This is a genomic window from Neptunicella plasticusilytica, from assembly GCF_047922965.1.
GTDB lineage: Bacteria > Pseudomonadota > Gammaproteobacteria > Enterobacterales > Alteromonadaceae > Neptunicella > Neptunicella plasticusilytica.
On sequence record NZ_CP150481.1, the window covers coordinates 2,374,378 to 2,396,372 of the forward strand.

Consider the following 21,995-nt stretch of genomic DNA (forward strand, 5'->3'; position numbering starts at 1 on the left):
GTGCCCCGCCAATAAATAATCCGTTAAGTTCACAAACCGCTGAGGTTATGGATACTTATGTCTGGAAAACCAGCTAAACAAGATAGGTAATACAAACAGGGTTAACAATGTTGCACTTACCAAACCGCCAACAATCACGCTGGCAAGGGGCTTCTGGATTTCTGCCCCAACCCCGTTAGACAACAACATGGGTATCAGGCCCAACATGGATGTTAGCGCCGTCATTAACACCGGCCGCAAACGTGATATAGCTCCTTGATAAACTGCTTCACCAATACCTTCACCTTGGTTGATACGCTGATTGATACTTTCTACCATCACCACACCATTCAGCACCGCCACGCCAAATAGGGTAATAAAACCTACCGATCCGGGTACGGATAAATATTGTCCCGACAGATATAAACTGAATACGCCACCAATTACTGCCAAAGGTACGTTAACCAGTATCAATGCGGCCTGCCCTAACGATCCAAATGAGAAATAAAGCAACAAGGCGATCAGCGCCAATGAAACAGGCACCACAATCATCAGGCGTTGCTGGGCGCGTTGCTGGCTTTCAAACTGCCCGCCAATGGTGACGGAATACCCGGCTGGTAAATCTATGTACTGGTCAACCAAGCTTCGAATTTCTTCCGCCACACTGCCCATATCCCTGTCCTGCACATTGGCTTGAATAACCACTCTGCGCTGCACATCATCACGGCGAATTTGTGGTGGACCAGACTGAAAGCTGACCTGCGCCACATCTTCCAGTCTGACCCAGGCTCCGGTTGGTGACTGCAGACGTAAATCCCTGATACGTTGTGGATCTTGCCGATATTTTTCAGCCAGACGCACATAAATATCATAACGTTGATTATCATTGATAATTTGTCCGGCGTTCTGCCCACCCAATCCGTTTTGCACCACAGACATCAAATCCTGGACAGAAAGACCATAGCGGGAAAGTTGCCGCCGATCAGGGCTCACTACCAGTTGTGACTCACCAACAATCTGCTCCAAAGCCACATCACGAGCGCCTTCAATGCCTTTTATCAGCTGTTCAATTTCAGCTCCCTTTGTGGTCAATACTTCCAAATCAGGGCCAAACAGCTTGATCGCCAGTTGGGCCTTAACCCCGGATAACAATTCATCCACCCGAGTAGCAATAGGCTGGGAAAAATTCAGTAATAATCCAGGAAATTGTCCGAGTTTGTCCGACATCAAATCTTGCAGTGCATAGCGGTTATCGGCGCTTGTCCATTCGGCACGGGGTTTAAGGCCAATATAGATTTCAATATTGCTAACCGGTTCAGGATCCCCTCCAATCTCGGCTCGACCAATGCGACTCAGTGCGTAGTTAACCTCAGGAAAGGTTAATAGCATCGATTCCAGTTTAGGCGCGACGGCCAATGCTGTATCTAAACTCGCCGAGGGCGCCAAAGTTACCCGCAGATTGATGGTTCCTTCCTCCAGTTCGGGAACAAATTCGGTACCCAGGCGCGGGATCAACAAGCCAGCCGCGAGCAGCATCAATAGTGATATGCTCAATACCACTTTGTTATGCCTCAGCGCCCATTTCAGGCTACGCCTATAGGCTTTTTCAAGGGGTGAGAAAATAATGCTGCGACGCGCTTTGATACCGCGCGTAAAAACATAAGTGGCTAACGCAGGGATGATAATTAATGCCACCAACACAGCCGCTAAAATAGCCAGAATGATACTGATTGCCATAGGTTGGAACAATTTTGCCTCAACCCCTTCAAAGCTAAACATAGGCATAAACACCACCAGAATAATCAGGCTAGCAAAGAAAACAGGACGTGCGACTTCCCTAGCGGCCTGCTGCAACCTAAGTGCTATAAGCTTTCGGTGGTTAATAACATTATCAGGATCTGTAGATTGGCTGCTATGCGGCGCTGTCTGATTATCATGCCTAGCGTCTGGGCAGCTGAGATGCTTAAACATATTTTCCACCATCACCACAGAACCATCGACCAGCATACCAATTGCAACAGCAATGCCCCCTAGTGACATCAAATTGGCCGATATCCCTAACCACGCCATCATCATCAGCGCAATAGCGATGGAGATGGGTATTGATATAACCACCAGCAAGGTGGCACCCAGATCCATCAAGAACAACGCCAATACCAGCAGAATAAAAACAAACGCCAGCAGCAACGCATTGGTAACAGTGCTAATTGCCTGCTTAATCAGATCGGCCTGATTATAAAAAGGTTGTAAGCGGACGCCTTGCGGTAATGCCTGATTAATCAATGCCATCCTTTGCTCTATACCCTGTATAGTTGCATTGGTATTGGCTCCCATGCGTTTAAGAACAATGCCGGACACCACTTCACCCAGAGATTCTACTTGTCCATTTTGGCGTCGGGTCATGGTGACAGCCCCCTGCCGGATTTCACTACCCAACTCTACCTCTGCCACGTCTGCAATGGTAACAACTGTCCCTTGAATCGTTTTCAACGGGATCTGGCTTATTTCGTCCAGCCCGCGTTGTGAATGACTTAGCCAGCCGGTACCACGTATAACCAACTGCTCTTGCCCCCGATTCAGGTACCAACCTCCAGCGTTACTATTGTTGCGTTGCAAGGCTTCCACCACATCCTGCTGCGACAACGAATAAGAAAGTAAACGGGACGGATTGAGATTGACCTGATACTGGCGCACTTGACCGCCAAACGACAAAATATCGGTAATCCCGTCGACCGGCATCAGCAGCAGCTTTACCACCCAATCGTTGAGGCTTCGCAAGTTCATACCGTTATATCCAGAGTCGGGATCAGCCAGCAGCAAGTATTGATAAACCTGCCCTAATCCTGAAGTATTAGGGCCGATTTCAGGCGTTCCCACATTGGCCGGGATCATCTGTTTGGCGGCTTGCAACCGTTCAAACACCAGTTGTCTGGCAAAATAGATGTCGGTACCCTCGCTGAATACCACGGTAATTCCGGACAAGCCGGTTTTAGAAATGGAGCGCACTTCCTGCACATCAGGTAACGCATACAGGAGCGCTTCAATCGGAAATGAAATTAACTGCTCTACTTCTTCAGCTGCCAGACCGGGTGCTTCGGTGTTAATCGCCACCTGCACATTGGTCACGTCGGGGAATGCATCCAGATTCAGTTGCGGGATCTTGAAAACAGCAAACGCTATCAAGGTAAACAAGGCGATCACCACCAATAAACGGTTGCTCACAGCCCAATCAATTAATCGATTAAACATAAGGAAACACTCCGTAATTAATGATTATGCGGATCAAATCCGCTTTTAGCCTGCTCCGAGGCAACAAAAAAGGCTCCCTGTACGACGACAGCGGTACCGGCGGCAATACCGGTTATCTGCCTGACAACACCGTTGGAATGGCCCGGCGTCACTTCCCTACTCGCATATTCACCTAGCCTAACCTGAACAAAAACCATCCAGTCACCATCGCTACCGCGTACCAGCGCGGCTTCGGGCACAGCCAAAACCGGTTTATCAGTACTGATATCAAAAAACACGTCAGCGAACATACCTGCATGTAACTGATGATCGTTATTCTGTACCGACAGGCGCACAACCCGGGTGCGGGTTAATGGGTCAATAGTGTGGGCTTGCTGGATAACCTGGCTTGAAAACGTGCGTTTACCGACCTCCAGTCTGGCATATGAGCCAGTTGGCAAATGGATACCAGCATCGGGTGACAATCGGGCCTCAACCCATAATTCACTTTCATCAGCCAATATCATCAAAGCTTGTCCCGCCTCTACCCGCTGGCCCTGCTGAAAATCATCATTTAACACTGAGCCGGATTGTGTCGCTTGCAGCGTATATTCACCCAGTGCAGAGCTGTTATCGGCGGTTAATTGCTTTATGTCGTTGTCTGTCAGGCCGAAGGCTTTCAGGTTGGCCAAGGACGCGATATAACCGGTCTGTGCTTCCGATATATTCTTCTCGCTGACCGCCGTTTTAGCCAATTTGCGGATCCGGTTCCATTCGGCATAATCAATCCGGTACCTGGCCTGAGCCTGGGCAATAACGTCGCTGAACAAGGTGACTAGTGGCTGACCATTGACCACGTGTTCACCTAAAGACACATGACGGGTTAACACCACAGAGTCAACCCGTGGCGAAACAATATAAGTGCTGTATCCATTCGCTTTTATTTCAGCAGGCGCGTAAAGAAATTGCTGCATAGGTTGCAGTTGAAGTGTTTCAACCTGGATCCCGGCGTGCGCTATTTGCTCGTCGGTCAATATAACCGGGGACGCTCCTTCATTTTCGCTATGACTAGATTCTGTTATCGGGTTAATTTGCTGTTGTCCGTAAGCAAACACGGAAAAGCTCAGTACCGTCACCAGCAAAAGGTGACTGCAGATATTCGATTGCATGATTTTTTCTCCCGGGCGGGATAAATAATTATGTCGCCAATACACTGGCGGGTAACATTCAGCACGCCCTAATTCAATTGATAAATGCTCTGACGGAAATATCAGAGCGAAACTTAAACTCTTGAATCAGGCGAAAATAGGAGGGCGCAACAGATTGTCGGTAAAAGTTGGCAGATAAGCAGGTTCAACATCTAGCAGTTTATTTTGCTCCCGATCGTCCAGTGAAAACCTGAAAACACTGTTAACCCAGCTAACCGAATGGGAACCATGGCAATGACCACAATGGTGGCAATCTTCAATATTATGACCGGCGGACAACGCGTCTCCCCGCTCCTTTAAGACAGACAATTTGTCCGATTGGTGGGAGTGTTCAACTTTGAGATGATTAATATCAATTTGATGGGGCTGCTGTTGGCTAGCTACTGCAAACATTGATTGCACAGCAATCATTAACAGCAACACATAATTCAGCCAATACTTATTCATCTAACTTGGGACTCTGCGGATAGAAAAAAATTCAACCCGTTGCTGAAGGGAAAATACTGCCACATTTTATTGTTTAGCCAGTTGTACACAATTTCGACCCGCGGCCTTTGCCTTGTACAAAGCCTGGTCAGCAGCTTTCATCACATCTTCAAATTCAGCAGTCTGACTATCCCGCTCGGCGATACCAAAGCTGGATGTCACATAGACTTCCTGACGTTTTTGAGTTGCCGCCCCACTACGGCTTTTGGCATTCCCCTGTTCGCGGCCCGAGCCGCGTAACAAAAAAGGTCTGGCACCAATCGCCTGACGAACTTCTTCAACAAAAAGCTTGGCCTGTTGGGCGGTTTTGTTCTGGAATACGATGGTAAATTCCTCACCACCATAACGAAAAGCTTTACCCCCACCGCCCACTTCGTCGACGCAGGTGGCAACCATTTTGAGCACCTGATCACCCACTTCATGACCATATTTGTCATTAAAGCGCTTAAATTTATCCACATCCCCCATCACCACGGTGTACTTCTTGCCCAGTGTCGACGCATATTGCATTAGCGCCCGGCGCCCTTTGATCCCGGTTAATTCATCTTTAAAGGCCATATTGTAGCTGTCATGCAAAATCAGCACACAAAATGCCGCCGCCAGCATACTCAACATCAACTGTGGTAATAATTGCCCAAAATACAACATCATGCCGGTTACGCTTAAGGTCACCAACATCAGTGCAGCGTGACGATTAGTGGGTTTTAAAATAAAGCGTGCCAGTCCGGCAAATTGCACAATCAACATTAATAACACTTCAGCGCCGTTAAGCTTGAGGGCTGTCACAGTGGTTGAGTTTTGAAATAACTGAGTTAACCATGGCATTGAAAGACTTTGCAAATACATGCTGGCCAGAATAACGGTACTGCAGCTGGCCACCATCACCGACACACTGACAGCCAGCCCCTGAAGACTAAAACCCCGGTCTCTTTCCCATAATAATCCCACCATACTGCTGATCAGCACCAGCGGCAGAAAATGCTGAACTTGCTCAACAGACAAGTAATCGGCCGGAATACTGCCAACATAGAGACTGGAAAAGAGTAAACAGGAAGCAATAAATATGCGGCTATGACCAAATTGGACTGCCATAATTGCCGCCACAATAAGCAGTGAATGAGGTAGCCACTGCAACTTTTGCAAATATTGCCCCACCATAATCGGTAAATTATCAATGCAGATAATCAACAGAACAATAAAAATAAGCTGTCCTAGCAGTGATTTCAGTGCAAATTTGGCAGTATCCACAAAGTCCAAGCAAACCCCTTAATTCTGTTGGAATGTCTGCCATATCAAAAAGCAGCAGTTAATTGCCGCTATGTTGCCAGATTGTGGCGATAATTCAAAAGTGTATTGAAAAAAATTTCATACACTTCAGGTATTTGTCATACCTAAAAAACCAACTACTAGGGGAACTTTATGGAACAACGCATGGAAGAGATTCCATTATTAATCAAGTTTAACAAAAATAAATGCAACCATTTGGTTGCATTTAAATAATTACAATGCTTTACTGACTGCAAATTAAACCTCAACCCGAAAGTGAGTTCCTTATGCAAGATATGATCAAACGTGAAATTATGATTAACGCCAGTAAAGAAAAAATCTACGCGGCAATTGCCAACCCTGAACTGGTAACCAAGTGGTTCCCGGAAACCCTGGAGGGCGAATATAGTCCGGGTCATCAACCGGTTTTCGGATTCGGCGAACACTGCACTAGCCGGATTTATGTCGTAGACGCCAAGCCCTATGATTACTTTGCTTATCGCTGGGTGCCGGGGGCGGATAGTTTTGTGGGTGACGTGCTCAGCGTACCCAATACCCTGGTCGAATTCCAAATTGCACAAGAATCGGCAGACTTATGTAAAATAACCCTGATAGAGTCCGGTTTTACCCAACTACCTGCTGAGGTAATGGAATCGGCTATCATGCAAAATATCAAAGGCTGGGATTTTATGCTGGATCGTTTAGAAAATTACATTAAAGCGGCATAGATGTTAGAAGCACAGATATATAAAGCCTTGGGTGACCCGGTTCGCCTGCTAATTGTAACGCGGCTCGCTAGTGGCGAGCCTTATACCATTGGCGAGTTGTCAAAGAATCTCGGCGTTTCCCGTCAGGGTGCCCGGAAGCAACTACAGGTGCTGGTATCGGCCAATCTGGTGCATTTGGCGCAAAAAGGACGCGAGACAGAAGTTATACTGGATACCGATAAACTGGCTACCGCCAGGCAGTTTATCGCCAAGCTGGAACAGCAGTGGGATCAGCGGCTTCATGCTCTTAAGGACTTTGTTGAAAACAAATCAACAGACCCTAGCCCCTAACCATTCAACTCTGCTCTGCGGTGCCGCGTAAAAACGGCACCGACATCAACAATCAAGGCCAAGCTCAGGGCGACTCCTCCCAACATAAACAGCAGTGTATAGTCGCCATCGCTGTGATCGAACACGTAACTAAGGCTGTACGCGCCCGCCGCCTGAAATAACGCAAAACCGGTAGTGGCGATACCCCAGGTTTTTTTCTGCCCTGCCGGATGATTTATAAACAGCTCACGAATACGCCCAAGCGCCAAAATAACACTGCCTGGTATAAAAGCGCCGACCAGTACGCACGATACCGCTAACGCTATTTTATCCGCACTAAATACCGGCAACACAATAGCGAACGTTTCGACCAGCAAACACAAACGCAGGACGGCGCGATAACCAAAGTGGTCTGCCAAATAGCCAAGCACCAGCGGACCGGTGATAGCGCCAAAACCTACTATAACCCAGTAACCCGAGCCAATAGATAGGCCCTGTTCAAGTCCACGTGCGACAAAGTCGACCAGAAAAATCATATGCGGAACGAGTCCAAAAGCACACAGAGCGTATTCGATATATACAGCACGCAAAGACCAAAGCGGAATAGACACTGGTGAGGAATCGACTACTGTAACAGATACGTCAACGCGCGGCCATCCTCGCCAGGCAATGGCAGTAAGCAGCAAGGACAACATACCCAGTCCGAGCCAAGTTTGCGTGATCCCCTGCTGTAACAACAACGGCATCAGCGTGCCTGAAATAGCAATACCTATGCCGATACCGCTAAAAATGGCGCCACTGACAAGACCCCGTCTGAGCGTCGGAATATGAGCAAGCACAGTGGGGGCCGCCAATACCATAAGTACCCCACCCGCGAAACCTGATAGTAGTCGCCACAACGAAAACCAGATAAAGCTTGCCGGCCAAGCACAAGCTATAAACGACGCGGCAACGGCCAGCATCATTACTCTAAGTGTCGCTACCACCGGAAACTTTTTTACCAGTGTCCCCGCCATCAAAGCGCCAACAAGGTAGCCCGCTAAATTCGCAGCACCAAGATAAGCCGCATCGGCAGCGTCAAACCAGTTCCCCTCGACTAGCGCAGGCAATAGCGGAGTGTAGGCGAAACGTGCCAGTCCAATGCCAATCAGGCTGGCACACAACCCGGCGATGGTTAAGCCTACAAGCTCTGTTATTGTTATCCTGTCATCGCCTTCTGTCTTGTCCTGAACCATAGTGTTTTACCCTTGTATCTTTGTATAAACAATACTGGCAGCAATTGAAACATTTTGGCTGCTTGCCAAGACCCTGCAGACACTTTCTATCGTGCCTCGCGTTGACGCCTGCTGGCAACATTTTCTCGGTTAACGCCCCAGTTCTCCATCTCGACTTCATCGATAATAACAAAGGTTGTGGCGGGATCTTTATTCAGTACCCGCTGAAGTAAATCCGTCGCTCCTTGTATCAACTGCAACTTTTGCCCTGTAGTGACACCTTCATTCGTTACTCTGATATTTACATATGGCATTGTCATTCTCCTGTTTTAAATATTGTTACCAATGTCCGGCCGCCTGACCGCCATCGACATAGAGTATTTCCCCTGTTACAAAGGTCGCTTTATCAAGAAACAGAACGGCGTCGACAATATCCTGAATCTCGCCCATACGGCCAACAGGATGCAGTGCTGCCAGGGTTGAATGAGTTTCTTCAGGATGCATGGGCGTCTTGATAATGCCGGGTGCTACTGCATTAACGCGAATATTGCGCGATGCGTATTCAATTGCTAACGATTTGGTGGCCGCGTTAAGTCCACCTTTGGTCAGCGAGGCTAACACTGAAGGTACACCGTTAATTGGCTGATCAGCAATACTGGTGGTAATTTGTATTAGGTGACCACTGCCCCGCTGCTCCATCTTGTCAATAGCACGTTGACTGATATGAAAAAATCCCGCCAGATTGGTATTAATGTTGTTTTGCCAGTCTTCCACAGAGAACTGGGTAAAAGCTTTAGACGTAAAAATACCCGCGTTATTGATCAAAGTATCGATCTGCCCGAAATGTTGCATACTTTCACTAATAACCCGCTCTGCTGTATCTGGATCGGCAATATCACCAGCCACTAACAACAGGTTAGCCGGATTACCCAGTGATGTCGCCGCAGCTTGAAGACCTTCAGCACTGCGGGCGTTACCCACAACATTAAAACCTTGCAACAAATAAGCCTTGACCAAGGCCAGACCAATTCCGCTGGATGCGCCAGTAATAATGACAGTTTTTCTATTCATAATTTTTCTCCCGAAAACAGTTATAAACGTCAATAGAGACGGCCGCGATACATCTGCGACTGTCATGCGGGCAATACTAGTTTTGACTTAAACTTAGATAAATATGGGATTAAGCAAATCACTTGATACACTTTGTAACTAATAAAGATTATTTTTGTGGATTAAATTTGCCGGAGCAATGAGATGAAACGTATCTTTGACGAGAAGCAATTCAGCGGAATTGAACTATTTTGTCTGGCCGCAGAACTAGGCAGTTTTACCCAGGCTGCCAACACTGCAGGGATTACTCCCGCAGCGGTAAGCCGTTCCATCTCAAGGCTTGAAGAGCGTCTCAGTGTGCGTCTGTTTGTGCGAACCACAAGACAGATTCGGGTCACCGAACATGGACGGCGCTACTATCAACAATGCCGCAATGCGCTCACACAATTGGAAGAAGCCGAACGCGAAGTGACTGGCGAACAGAGTACACCGACAGGACTATTACGTATCAGCGCACCAACACCCTATGGTCACTTCCGTTTATTGCCGCTATTGGCGCAATTTCGCCAGCTTTATCCCGGTATCACCTTCGAGATTAATATTGGTAATCGCAATATCGACTTGATCGCCGAAGATTTCGATCTCGCTATCCGCATGCGAGATCCGAAAGATTCGTCGATGATTGCCAGAAAACTCGAATATGCCGAACTGGTGCTGGTGGCTTCGCCCGCCTATCTTGACCAAGCGGGTACTCCTACCCATCTGGACGATCTTGAACAACATGACTGTATCCAGTTTGAACTGCCAAGTACGGGACGAAGAATTCCGTGGTTGTTCAGCATTGATGGCAATATCACCGAGATCGAAACAACCGGCAGTTATACCTGTACGGACGATGCACTTGGGATTGCAACACTGGCCAAAAACAGTGCCGGGCTGGTACAAACCTATCGTTTTATCGTTGCAAAAGAACTGGAACGAGGAGAACTGATCGAATTACTGCCCCAACATGGTGGGGCATCGCGTCCGGTTTTTCTGTTATATCCGCATGCCCGGCATATATCCTTGCGATTAAGAAGTTTTATTGATTTCTTGATAGCAAAACTGACGCTGCAGAGTTAACCGCTATATCACTGCGGCTAATTCTGCGCCCTGACGTATCGCTCGTTTGGCGTCCAGTTCTGCTGCCACATCGGCACCACCAATAATATGCGTGGTAATACCTCTGTCCAGCAGACCTTGCTGCAGATCCCGCAACGGCTGCTGACCGGCGCAAATAACAATATGATCAACATCCAGAATTTGGGCTTGCTGATCAATTTCAATATGCAAGCCCTGATCATCTATTGCTTTATACGTCACCCCGGGGATCATCTGCACTTTTTTGGATTTAAGCGAACTACGATGGGTCCAGCCAGTGGTTTTACCCAGATCCTTGCCGACACGAGTGGTTTTACGCTGCAACAAATAGATTTGTCTGGCCGGTTCTTCCACCTCAGGCGGCTGCAATGCGCCGCGGTCGCTGTAGTTTTTGTCAATTCCCCAGTTTTTTAGCCATTTATCCGGTTCGACGGTTAATGAATGCGATTCCACCAGATATTCAGCCACATCAAAACCAATTCCCCCGGCACCGATAATCGCCACTTTTTTGCCTACCGGCTTGTCATCTCTGAGTACATCCAGATAGCTCAACACTTTTTGATGTTCAATACCGGGAATATCCAGCTGACGAGGTACTATACCGGTTGCCAGTACCACTTGATCAAAGCCCCCCTTGGCTAGAGATTCTGTGGTTTGTGTACTGTTTAAATGCACTGATACGCCGAGTTGTTGCAACTGATTGTCGAAATAGCGCAAGGTTTCATAAAACTCTTCTTTACCGGGAATTTTTTTGGCGTAATTAAACTGGCCGCCAATTTTGTCTGCCTTGTCAAACAAGTGCACTTCATGACCGCGCTGGGCAGCGTAGCAGCTAAAGGCCAATCCGGCAGGTCCTGCCCCTACAACGGCCAGCTTTTGTTTGTGATTGGTCAGGGTAAAATTCAATTCGGTTTCATATCCGGCGCGCGGATTCACCAGACAACTGGCACGTTTTCTGGCGAAAACGTGATCCAGGCAGGCCTGATTGCAGGCAATACAGGTATTGATAAGATGCGCCTTACCCGCTTTAGCTTTATTAACAAAGTCTGCATCAGCCAGAAAAGGTCTGGCCATTGAGACCATATCGGCCTGACCTTTTGCCAGTATATCTTCAGCCACTTGTGGATCGTTTATGCGGTTAGTGGTGATCAATGGAAGCGAAACTTCACCTTTCATTCTTTCGGTGATCCAGCTAAACGCGGCGCGGGGGACCAACGTACTGATCGTAGGCACGCGAGCTTCATGCCAACCAATGCCGGTATTGATAATGGTTGCGCCCGCTTGTTCAATTAATTTAGCCAACGCGACAACTTCTTCCCACTGATTTCCACCTTCAACTAAATCGAGCATGGATAACCGGTAAATAATAATAAACTTTTCACCCACATGCTGCCGCACGGCCTTAACGATTTCTACCGCCAGGCGCACACGATTTTCAAAACTGCCGCCCCATTCGTCGTCACGCGTATTAGTCCGCGGACAAATAAACTGATTAATCAGGTAACCTTCGGAGCCCATAATTTCGACACCGTCATACCCGGCTAACTGGGCCATTGCCGCACAATTGGCGTAATCCTTAATGGTGCTATAAATGCCGCGTACCGATAACGCGCGAGGTTTAAACGGCGTTATCGGTGATTGAATGGCCGAAGGTGCGACGTTTAATGGATGATAGCCGTAACGCCCGGCATGCAAAATTTGCAAACAGATTTTACCCTGGTGCTGATGCACGGCATCGGTGATCACCTGGTGCTGCAATGCGTGTTTCTTTTTCGACATTCGTGATGCAAAGGGTGATAACCAACCCTGACGATTCGGACTTACACCACCGGTAACAATCAGCCCAACGCCGCCTGCTGCACGCTCCGCATAAAACGCAGCCAGTTTTTCATGACCATGTTTTTCTTCTTCCAGACCAATATGCATGGAACCCATCAGGGTACGGTTGGATAATTGGGTAAAACCCAAATCCAGCGGACTAAATAAGTGCGGATAGAGAGCATGGTCGTTCATTAATTATCACCCTTACTGGTCATACCTGTTAACAATAAGTTTACCTTAAATAAAAGCGATTGAAACCCCTGAATGAACAACGAGCATCTCAAATCCACGTGATTGAGTCATATTTAATTACATTTGTAGCTTCGCTATAGGGCTCCATTTAAGTAGAATAACCTGATCGAACTATATAGGTGGTATTTATGGCAACAGGAACAAGCTGGACGAAGTCGTTGTTTACGGGGCTTTGGTCATTTCTTAATTTTTTACGCAATGCTTTTTTCAATATCATATTTTTGATTATTGCGATTGTCCTGATTAGTGCCTTTATGTCCGGCGAAGAAAAAGTATTAGTGCCGAGTGAGACTGCGCTGGTTCTGGATCTGGTCGGTGATGTGGTGATTCAGAAAGAAGCTGTCGATCCCTTTCAGGAATTTATTCAGGAAGCCTTTGAGCAACGCGAAGACAAGCCTGAAGTGTTATTGTCAGATGTTATTTTTGCCATCAATAATGCCAAAGAAGACAAGCGCATTAAAACGCTGGTGCTGGATTTACAAAATCTGGGCCATGCAGGCCTGAATAAACTGGAACAAATCAGTGCAGCCATAGACGATTTCAAGCAAAGCGGTAAGCCGGTTTATGCGATTGGTGATTATTACTCGCAAAATCAATACTACCTGGCGGCACATGCCGATCATTTATACCTCAATCCTATGGGCTCGTTGTTATTCGAAGGTTATGGCCGTTACGGTATGTATTTCAAAACCGCACTGGAAAAACTCAAAGCCACCACCCATGTTTTCCGCGTCGGTACCTATAAATCCTATGTTGAACCCTATATTCGTGATGATATGTCAGATGCCGCCAAACAGGCCAATCAGGCCTGGCTGGACGCCATGTGGCGCCAATACAAAACTCGCGTAGCTGAAGCTCGTGGTGTACCGGTCAATAATTTTGACGAAGAACTGGATTTGTTTTTAACCAAATTTGAACAGGCTAACGGCAACTTTGCCAACTACGCCCTACAAAATAATTGGGTCGACGCGCTTAAAACTCGTCAGGATGTATTAACCGAGTTAACCGGACTAGTGGGTAAAAGTGACGACAACAATAACAAGCGCGGCTACACCAATATAGGCTTTAAAGACTATCTGGATGTTATCACCTCACCCTTTCCGCATAATGGCAACGGCAACAACGTCGCCATCGTGGTAGCCAAAGGTGAAATCCTCAATGGTTTCCAGAAACCCGGTACTATTGGTGGCGACAGCACTGCGCAGTTACTGCGTAAGGCACGTATGGACGATACAGTCAAAGCCGTGGTGCTGTATGTAGACTCTCCGGGCGGCAGCGCCTTTGCTTCCGAAGTGATTCGTCAGGAAATTGAAAATCTTAAAGCTGCCGGCAAACCCGTTGTAGCACAGATGAGCAGCGTAGCTGCGTCAGGCGGCTACTGGATATCCGCCAGCGCCGACCAGATTTGGGCCGCGCCTTCCACTATTACCGGCTCTATCGGCATTTTCGGTATGTTTATGACCTTTGAAAATACGCTGGACTATCTGGGTGTGCATACCGATGGCGTGGGTACCACCGAATTTGCCGGATTATCCGCCACCCGGGCACTGGACCCGCGTGTCGGCGCAATTTTTCAGCGTAGCATCGAAAACGGCTATGAGCAGTTTATTTCAATGGTAGCGGAAGAGCGCGACATGAGTAAGGAACAAGTAGACAGCATTGCCCAGGGGCGGGTCTGGATCGGTGAAAAAGCGCAGGAAATCGGTCTGGTCGATCACTTGGGCTACTTGTCAGATTCTGTAGCGGCGGCGGCCGAGCTGGCCGGACTGGAAAAATACGATACCAAAGATATTCTGCCGGATATCTCTGCCAAGGAAAAATTCTGGCGTGAGTTGTTTGGCAAGGCGGCCAACGTCATGGGGGGGGCACATATCGCCCAAAGCGAAAATCCGCAATTTATGACCATGATTAAGCAGCTACTCGGCGAGTTTGATTCAATGACCAAACTCAACGATCCGCAAGGCATCTATGCATTTTGTATTGCCTGTGAGCTTTAACTAACCACCAGGTAGATAAAAAGCTCACCCGACGGTGAGCTTTTTAGTTTTAATAGAAACAAAACCGCGAAGGACATGGCCCGATGAAAAAACATATTTATATTGCCTATACCGGTGGCACTATTGGCATGCGGCCTTCCAGTAAGGGCTATGTTCCGGTTGCCGGCTTCTTGACTGGTACACTGGCCAATATGCCGGAATTTCATCGTCCGGAGATGCCAGAATTTACTTTGCATGAATATCCCTGTCTAATTGACTCTTCCGATATGAGCCCCCTCGACTGGCAACAAATTGCTGACGACATTTATGCCAATTACCATAAATATGACGGTTTTATCATCCTGCATGGTACCGACACTATGGCATTTACCGCCTCGGCACTGTCCTTTATGCTGGAAGATCTCGGCAAGCCGGTTATCGTCACCGGCTCGCAAATTCCGTTGGCAGAATTGCGCTCGGACGGTCAGGTTAATCTGCTTAACTCGCTGTATTTAGCCGCCAACTACCCTATTCACGAAGTCAGTCTATTTTTCAACAACAAGCTGCTTAGGGGCAATCGCAGCAAAAAAATTCACGCTGACGGTTTTGGTGCTTTTGATTCCCCCAACTTCCCACCGCTACTGGAAGCCGGTATCAATATTGAAGTCAATAGCGGAGAGGTCAAACCCATCTCTAATACTGCTGTCACCGTCAGCCCGGTTACATCTCAACCTGTTGGCGTGGTCACCCTATATCCCGGGATTAGCGCCGATGTGTTGCGTAACGCAATACTGCAACCGGTCAATGCACTGATTTTACTCAGTTATGGTGTGGGGAATGCACCGCAGAATGAAGCATTACTGGATCAACTGCGCATTGCAGATCAGACTGGTATCGTGGTGGTTAACTGTACCCAATGTCTGAGAGGTAAGGTCAATATGGCCGGCTATGCTAATGGTAACGCCTTGCAACAGGTCGGCGTTATATCGGGCGGCGATATGACCCTGGAAGCTTGTCTGACCAAACTGCACTACCTGTTATCCAAAGGGCTGGATAGCCAGCAAATTAAAAAACTGATCAGCCAGAATTTGCGCGGAGAACGCAGCAGTTAAAAATATTCCTGTAACTTACATTCGTTACCTTACCTTGATGATATAATTCCGCTTTTTTGCAACGAGGCGTATACAAGCTGTGTCCAACACTCCCGAATTGAATTGCAAGCCGGCCATGGGGCTAGCCGAATTTGTGACCCTAATGGCGTTTATGACCTCACTGGTGGCGTTAAGTATTGATGCCATGTTACCCGCGCTAAATCAGATCGGACTGGCTCTGGGTACTGAGGATCCACACCAGACCCATTTAATTGTGTCACTATTCTTTTTTGGTATGGCGATTGGCCAGTTGTTTTACGGTCCCTTTGCCGACAGCAAAGGCCGCCGCGCAGCGGTGTTATCCGGGGTGATTATTTTTGCCATTGGTACTGTGATCTGTTTAGTTGCCAACAGCCTGACCATGCTGTTAGTTGGCCGGGTGATCCAGGCATTTGGCGTTTCAGGTCCCCGCGTAGCCACGTTGGCGTTAATCCGGGATCAATATCAGGGTAATGCCATGGCGCGGGTGATGTCCTTTATTATGATGGTGTTTATTCTGGTTCCGATGATTGCACCTATTATCGGCCAAACCGTGCTGACATTTTTTAACTGGCGACATATTTTCAGCCTGTTTTTGGTCATTACGCTGTTTATCGGTATCTGGTTTTATCAGCGCCAACCTGAAACCTTACCCATAGAGCGGCGAAAGCCCTTTAGCTGGAAACAACTGGTGATATCAAGCAAATACATCCTGACGCATATTCAGGTAATGGGTTACACCTTGGCGATGGGGATGATATTCGGCGCGTTTCTGGCCTATTTAAGTACCTCTCAGACCATTTTTCAGACTATTTACCAAACCGGCAACCTGTTTCCGGCCTACTTTGCATTACTCGCTTTTTCGGTGGGATTTGCATCCTTTGCCAACGGTATACTGGTCGTTCGCCACGGCATGAAAAAATTATCCAACTGGGCGTTGGTCGGGTTGTTAATTTTTTCTGCTCTACTGCTATGTCTGACAGTGAACCAGAACGGCGTACCTCCCCTATGGCAATTGGTATCCTTGCTGTTTCCGATGTTTTTCTGTGTCGGAATATTGTTTGGCAACCTGAACTCCATGGCAATGCAGCCACTGGGTGAAATGGCGGGTCTGGGCGCTGCCATTATCGGTTCTTTAAGTAGTTTGATGTCAGTGCCTATCGCCATTTTTATCGGCGACTATATCAGTCATAGTATTACCCCTGTGGTGATTGGTTTTATTGTATTTGGCGGATTGTCACTATTATTTGTCAGCATTGCCAACCGTCAGGCTGACTGATCACTATAGGTTTAAAAGCAATTCCCTGTTGAGGGGTTATCAGTTTGGTGCGTATAGCAAGATAGACAACATAACGAGACTGACATCAGGTGAAAGTCATTTATCTGAACAAGACTGTATCCCCTTCAACTGAACCGGCTCAGAATAGCCAGTTGATCGAACAGCTATATGCTGAATACGGCAGTGCGTTGCGTCGTTTTATTCGGGTACGTTCGCGATTGAATGATAACGACTGCGACGATGTAATGCAGGAAGTGTACGAGCGACTGCTTAAACTGGATAACTTGCAGGAAAAATTGGCCGGTAGAATGGATACTGTGCGCAACTACCTGTTCCAGATAGCCACTCATTTATTGATAGATCTTGACAGGCGAGCCAAAGTGCGCTGTAGCGACGCCCATATCAGTGAACAGGATGCCGTTATATTCAGCTCCCTGTATTCCCCCGAACGGGAACTGCAAAACAGAAAACAATTAAGCCAGATAGAACAGGCGTTGACAGATATTAAAACAGTGCACAAACAAGCGTTTATTTTAAACCGCATCGACGGACGCAGCTATCGGGAAATTAGTGATGTGTTAGGTGTATCAGTCAGTACTGTAGAGAAGTATATTTCCGCAGCACTGGTTGCCATTAGAGAGAGGATGCTCGCAGAATGACAAATTATCGCTCAAACAAAAGTGAAGTTCGCCAACAGGCGGCCAATTATGTCGCCCGTCTGTACTCTGGCGAGCTCAGCGCCCAGGAAGAAACACAGATTTATCACTGGTGTCAGACGAATCCCCTGCATCAGCAAGAATTCGATGCCATGTTGGCAATCTGGGACAGCAGTAGCCAGTTATACCAGACCGACACAAGACCTCGCTACCACAAGCTAAGCTATTGGTTGAGCGGTATTGCTGCAAGTCTGGTTGCAGTGACATTATTGAGCTGGCTTATTTTTGCGCCTCGCAACCTGGAGCAAAGCATTTCCCCCCAGGTTCAACCTAACCATTACCAGACAGCCGTAGGCGAAATCAGTACGGTAGGTTTGCCGGACGGTAGCGTGGTAACCCTGAATACCGATAGTGTCATTGAAATTGATTTCTCCGGTAACCAGCGCAAGGTCTGGCTGCGTCGGGGCGAAGTGTTTTTTGACGTTGCCAAAGATCCTGCGCGAGTATTTAGTATTAATACCGGTCAAAAGACCATTCGGGTTATAGGTACCAAGTTTAATGTGCGTAAATCGGATTCCTCCTTGAAAGTATCAGTATCAGAAGGACTGGTTGCGATCCAGAATTCGCAATTACCACTTAGTGACAATATTGACTTTGATCATGCCGAAACCCTGCTGCCGGCGGGTTCTGTCGGCGCGTTTAGCGGTACCAGTGAGGTGGTTTCTCAAGACATACCGGAACAAGTAGCCAAGACTCAGCACTGGCGTCAAGGGGTATTTCGTTTTGAAAATGAATCTCTCGATAACGTAATTAACGAATTTAATCGTTACCGGATTAAAAAAATTCAGCTACAAACTGCACAATTAGGCCAACTTAAAATAAGTGGTGTATTTCGCCTTAAAGACGGTGACAGTATTATTACCGCGCTGGAAACAGCATTACCTGTTCAGGTACAAAAAACACCTGAATATATTTTATTGATGCCAAAAAGTTGAAATTTTATGGAGGACAGTCTGTTTACTTGCGTATAGCAAATTGAGGCGAACAAACAATAACGATTAAAAATTAAAACAACAGAGGCACACCATGAAACTACGCAAGTCATTCAAGCTCAGTTCACTCACCTGTAGCATCATGCTAATGATGTATTCCGGCGCCAGCCTGGCTGAACAGGAACTCGCTCGACAAATTGACATACCAGCCCAGAATATTGACTCGGCATTACTGGAGCTAGCCGAAGAAAGTCACACCCAGATTCTATTTTCTCCCGATGTCACTCCGGCAGGGACAACCCGAAAAATCGACGCAACCTTAACCGTTTCCCAGGCACTAGCCCTGATACTCGAGGGGACGGATCTGGAGTTTGTTAAAGAATCTTCCTCGACTTATATTATCCGCCGCAAGACAGACGTTGATGCATCTCCTGCGACTTCCGGCGGCCCAACAAATGTCGAGACCGGCGCAGCAATTGAGCAAAAGAAAAAAGAAGCTAGTGTTGAACGAATTCAGGTGGTGGGTTCCAATATCAGGGTAAATCAGGACTCCGGCGCCTTGCCTGTTACCACTTTTAGTGCGGCTGATTTTGAAGATCTGGGTATTAGCAGCGGTGCCGATTTACTCGCCGAACTGCCACAGCAGGGCGAAGTCAGTTTTAATAATGAACGCGTGGTTGGCGGGGTTAATGACGCTCGCGGCGATGTGTCATCGATTAATTTACGTGGTATAGGTACGGGTTACAGTTTGACCTTGCTAAATGGTCGACGACTGGTGCTACACCCCGGTACCCAGGCAGAAGATCTGGTACCAGTCACCACGGTAAACTCTAACGCCCTGCCGGTTAGAGGTTTAAGCCGGGTTGAGGTATTGCGTGACGGCGCTGCCGCAATTTATGGTACTGACGCCATCGCTGGCGTGATTAACTATGTACTCAAAGACAAAAACACCGGCGGCGATATACAGTTCCAGTATGGTAAGAATGATGGAACAAATCGCGACACTATCAGTATTTCGGGTTCAGGTGGCTGGTTCTTTAATCAGGAGAAAACCCACTTGACTGTTAGTGCCAGCCTTTATGATCAGGATATGCTGATGGCGTCGGAGCGCGCCTACGCGGCCAGCTCTGATCAGCGTAATTACCCTGGTTTAGACGAAGAGTTTGCCAGCGACACCAGTCTGGATGGCCGCACCACATCCACCCCTTGGGCAGAGTTGAGTTCGGACAGTCTGGGTACCTTTCATATTCAACCCGACAGCTTCAGCGGTTGCGTGGTAGAACTGGATGGCGGAATTTGTGCCGATCAGGGCAGTCTGGACAGAGAACTTCGTTACGACTCCAATACAGCACGGTCACTGAGTTCTGCCGTTAGCCGATTAAATTTGTACGCTTTACTTACCCATGAATTAACCGATGACGCCCAATTGTATGGTGAAGCATTATATTATCAGGCCGAAGCCGATCGTGTTCGCGAACAAAGTGGTAACCTGACCGCCCAGCGTTTTACTATTCCCGCCGACGCCTATTACAACCCTTTCGGTGAAGATGTCACTTTGCTGCGCTACCGCCCTATTGATACCGGTCCACGCAAAATTAACGTTGAGGATTACTCTTATCGAGTGTTAGCCGGGTTGCGTGGCTACTATCAGAACTGGGACTGGGATTCAGCATTGCTCTATTCAAAAGCTCATACACTGGATTCGGCCAACCGTATTGATACCACGTTGTTTCAACAAGCGGTTAACAGCACCAATATGGCCAGCGCCTACAATGTGTTTAATGGCGGTAGTCTGTCCAATCCCAACGTGGGTGACGAAACCGGTAATGCGCAAGATGTAATCGACAGTTTTATGATCAATGTTGAACGGGAATCACAAACCGAGTTGGCATTATACGATTTTAAAGTCTCGCGCCCGGATCTGTTCTCGCTGCCTGCGGGAGATGTGGGCATGGCAGCCGGTGTGGAGTATCGCTATGAAAGTTTTTTGGACAAACGTAGCGATGCCCTAAACGGCAACTTACCTTTTATTGAAATTGTCAGTGGCGATATAGGCGATTTGGCCAGTACCGTGCTGGGCAGCAGTCCAACACCAGATTCTGCCGGCAGCCGCAATGTATTCTCCGCTTATGTGGAATTTGCAATCCCCTTATTACGAGATCTCCCCTTAGTACAAAGTCTGGATATGCAACTGGCGACCCGCTATGAACGCTTTTCTGATGTCGGCGATATTGCCAAGCCCAAGATTTCACTGGCCTGGCAAGTGAATGACTATATACAATTCCGGGCAGCAATGGCAGAAGGCTTTAAAGCCCCCGGATTACCTCAGACCACGGCTGTCGATGTTGCTCGTTCCAATACCCGTTCAGATCCTGTTTTCGGCCGTCGTCAGGGCACGCTGGAAATACGTAACGGCAGCAGTAGCCTGAAACCCGAAACCAGCAAGAACAAATTTGTCGGGATTGTATTGACCCCAACTAAAAACCTGACGCTAACCGCTGACTGGTGGCATATCGAACAACAGGATGTGGTCGGGATTTTAAGCAGCCAGACCCAGATACTGTACGATGCGCTATTACGCAGTGAAGGTTCCAGTAACCCGAATGTAGTGCGTAATCAAAGCGATGAAATACTCTACGTAACCAACGACTACACCAACCTGTTACCGCGTGAAATTAAAGGTATTGATTACAGCTTGTATTACAAACTGGAAACCGCAGTTGGCCAGTTTACCTTCAACGCCAGCGCAGCTAATCTCAAACAGTTTGATCAAGGTGTTGATGCGATAACCCAAACTGTTCTGGATGCGCAGGAAGCGGGTAATCCAGCCCTGTTATATAACGGCGAACCCGTTTCTATTCCCGGTGCCACAGGCAGTTTAATTCGGCAAAATGGCCGCCCCGAATGGCGTTCTAATTTGGGTCTGAAATGGGCTAAGAACAACTGGGGAGCCGGTGTTAAATACAAATACATCAGCGATCTGGATAACAGCTGGTTATATTACGCCGATGACAATGGTGACCTGATCTATCAACAAATTGATAGCTGGTCGACGGTTGATGCATATGCAAGTTATAAGTTCGACCAACAATCAGGCTGGATGAATAATACCAAACTCACTCTGGGCGCCCGCAATATCGGCGATAAAGAACCGCCCTTCAGTTCCGGTACTTTTGGTTATGAGAGTGGTGTGCACTCCTCATCAGGGCGTTATATTTACCTGACGCTTAACAAAAAGTTCTAGTCTAGTCGTCGCAGTCATTCAAGGGTTTGCCCTTGTT

17 protein-coding genes are annotated in these 21,995 nt (G+C 47.6%); 9 read left to right on the forward strand and 8 right to left on the reverse strand.

Annotated features, from left to right (window positions below; genetic code table 11):
• Window positions 1-45 precede the first annotated feature (45 nt).
• The 4 genes from V1467_RS10575 to V1467_RS10590 form a co-directional block, all read right to left on the reverse strand.
• Entirely contained in the window at window positions 46-3,228 is a 3,183-nt protein-coding gene (locus V1467_RS10575) for an efflux RND transporter permease subunit (RefSeq protein WP_416304947.1), read from the reverse strand.
• Window positions 3,229-3,245: 17 nt separating this feature from the next.
• Window positions 3,246-4,376: an efflux RND transporter periplasmic adaptor subunit gene (locus V1467_RS10580; protein ID WP_416304948.1), complete on the reverse strand. Its 1,131-nt coding sequence runs from the start codon at window positions 4,374-4,376 to the stop codon at window positions 3,246-3,248.
• Window positions 4,377-4,502: 126 nt separating this feature from the next.
• Window positions 4,503-4,862 carry a hypothetical protein gene (locus V1467_RS10585; RefSeq protein WP_416304949.1) on the reverse strand — a complete coding sequence of 120 codons (360 nt, stop codon included), beginning with the start codon at window positions 4,860-4,862 and terminating at the stop codon, window positions 4,503-4,505.
• Window positions 4,863-4,928: 66 nt separating this feature from the next.
• On the reverse strand, window positions 4,929-6,149 hold the full coding sequence (locus V1467_RS10590) for a GGDEF domain-containing protein (RefSeq protein ID WP_416308686.1): 1,221 nt from the start codon (window positions 6,147-6,149) through the stop codon (window positions 4,929-4,931).
• Window positions 6,150-6,454: 305 nt separating this feature from the next.
• On the opposite strand from V1467_RS10590, the gene V1467_RS10595 reads away from it, so the two are divergent.
• A complete protein-coding gene (locus V1467_RS10595) occupies window positions 6,455-6,895 on the forward strand; it encodes an SRPBCC family protein (protein ID WP_416304950.1) in 441 nt (146 codons plus the stop codon).
• Complete coding sequence (locus V1467_RS10600) at window positions 6,896-7,225, forward strand: ArsR/SmtB family transcription factor (protein WP_416304951.1); 330 nt, start codon at window positions 6,896-6,898, stop codon at window positions 7,223-7,225.
• On the opposite strand, the gene V1467_RS10605 is transcribed toward V1467_RS10600, so the two are convergent.
• The 3 genes from V1467_RS10605 to V1467_RS10615 form a co-directional block, all read right to left on the reverse strand.
• Window positions 7,222-8,439, reverse strand: coding sequence for a YbfB/YjiJ family MFS transporter (locus tag V1467_RS10605; RefSeq protein ID WP_416304952.1), 1,218 nt, complete (start codon window positions 8,437-8,439; stop codon window positions 7,222-7,224). The genes V1467_RS10600 and V1467_RS10605 overlap by 4 nt on opposite strands.
• 86 nt (window positions 8,440-8,525) lie before the next feature.
• Window positions 8,526-8,732 carry a tautomerase family protein gene (locus V1467_RS10610; RefSeq protein ID WP_416304953.1) on the reverse strand — a complete coding sequence of 69 codons (207 nt, stop codon included), beginning with the start codon at window positions 8,730-8,732 and terminating at the stop codon, window positions 8,526-8,528.
• 25 nt (window positions 8,733-8,757) lie between these two features.
• Window positions 8,758-9,489 (reverse strand): SDR family NAD(P)-dependent oxidoreductase, encoded by a 732-nt coding sequence (locus V1467_RS10615; RefSeq protein WP_416304954.1) that lies wholly within the window; start codon window positions 9,487-9,489, stop codon window positions 8,758-8,760.
• A 183-nt stretch (window positions 9,490-9,672) separates the two neighbouring features.
• Between V1467_RS10615 and V1467_RS10620 the strand changes: the two genes are divergently transcribed.
• The gene (locus V1467_RS10620; protein WP_416304955.1) at window positions 9,673-10,590 is read left to right on the forward strand and encodes a LysR family transcriptional regulator; all 918 of its coding nucleotides are present in this window, start codon (window positions 9,673-9,675) and stop codon (window positions 10,588-10,590) included.
• 3 nt (window positions 10,591-10,593) lie between these two features.
• On the opposite strand, the gene V1467_RS10625 is transcribed toward V1467_RS10620, so the two are convergent.
• Window positions 10,594-12,621 (reverse strand): FAD-dependent oxidoreductase, encoded by a 2,028-nt coding sequence (locus V1467_RS10625; RefSeq protein ID WP_416304956.1) that lies wholly within the window; start codon window positions 12,619-12,621, stop codon window positions 10,594-10,596.
• Between the two features lie 188 nt (window positions 12,622-12,809).
• Here V1467_RS10625 and sppA point away from each other — a divergent pair, with 188 nt between their 5' ends.
• From sppA to V1467_RS10655, 6 genes are all read left to right on the forward strand, one after another.
• Window positions 12,810-14,678, forward strand: a complete 1,869-nt coding sequence (sppA, locus tag V1467_RS10630) for a signal peptide peptidase SppA (RefSeq protein ID WP_416304957.1) — start codon at window positions 12,810-12,812, stop codon at window positions 14,676-14,678.
• Window positions 14,679-14,761: 83 nt separating this feature from the next.
• Window positions 14,762-15,769 (forward strand): asparaginase, encoded by a 1,008-nt coding sequence (ansA, locus tag V1467_RS10635; RefSeq protein ID WP_416304958.1) that lies wholly within the window; start codon window positions 14,762-14,764, stop codon window positions 15,767-15,769.
• Between the two features lie 79 nt (window positions 15,770-15,848).
• Complete coding sequence (locus tag V1467_RS10640) at window positions 15,849-17,066, forward strand: multidrug effflux MFS transporter (RefSeq protein ID WP_416304959.1); 1,218 nt, start codon at window positions 15,849-15,851, stop codon at window positions 17,064-17,066.
• Window positions 17,067-17,155: 89 nt separating this feature from the next.
• Window positions 17,156-17,725 (forward strand): RNA polymerase sigma factor, encoded by a 570-nt coding sequence (locus V1467_RS10645; RefSeq protein ID WP_416304960.1) that lies wholly within the window; start codon window positions 17,156-17,158, stop codon window positions 17,723-17,725.
• Complete coding sequence (locus tag V1467_RS10650) at window positions 17,722-18,717, forward strand: FecR family protein (RefSeq protein WP_416304961.1); 996 nt, start codon at window positions 17,722-17,724, stop codon at window positions 18,715-18,717. Before V1467_RS10645 ends, V1467_RS10650 begins: the two co-directional genes overlap by 4 nt.
• Before the next feature lie 91 nt (window positions 18,718-18,808).
• On the forward strand, window positions 18,809-21,958 hold the full coding sequence (locus tag V1467_RS10655; protein ID WP_416304962.1) for a TonB-dependent receptor: 3,150 nt from the start codon (window positions 18,809-18,811) through the stop codon (window positions 21,956-21,958).
• The last annotated feature ends 37 nt before the right edge of the window (window positions 21,959-21,995 follow it).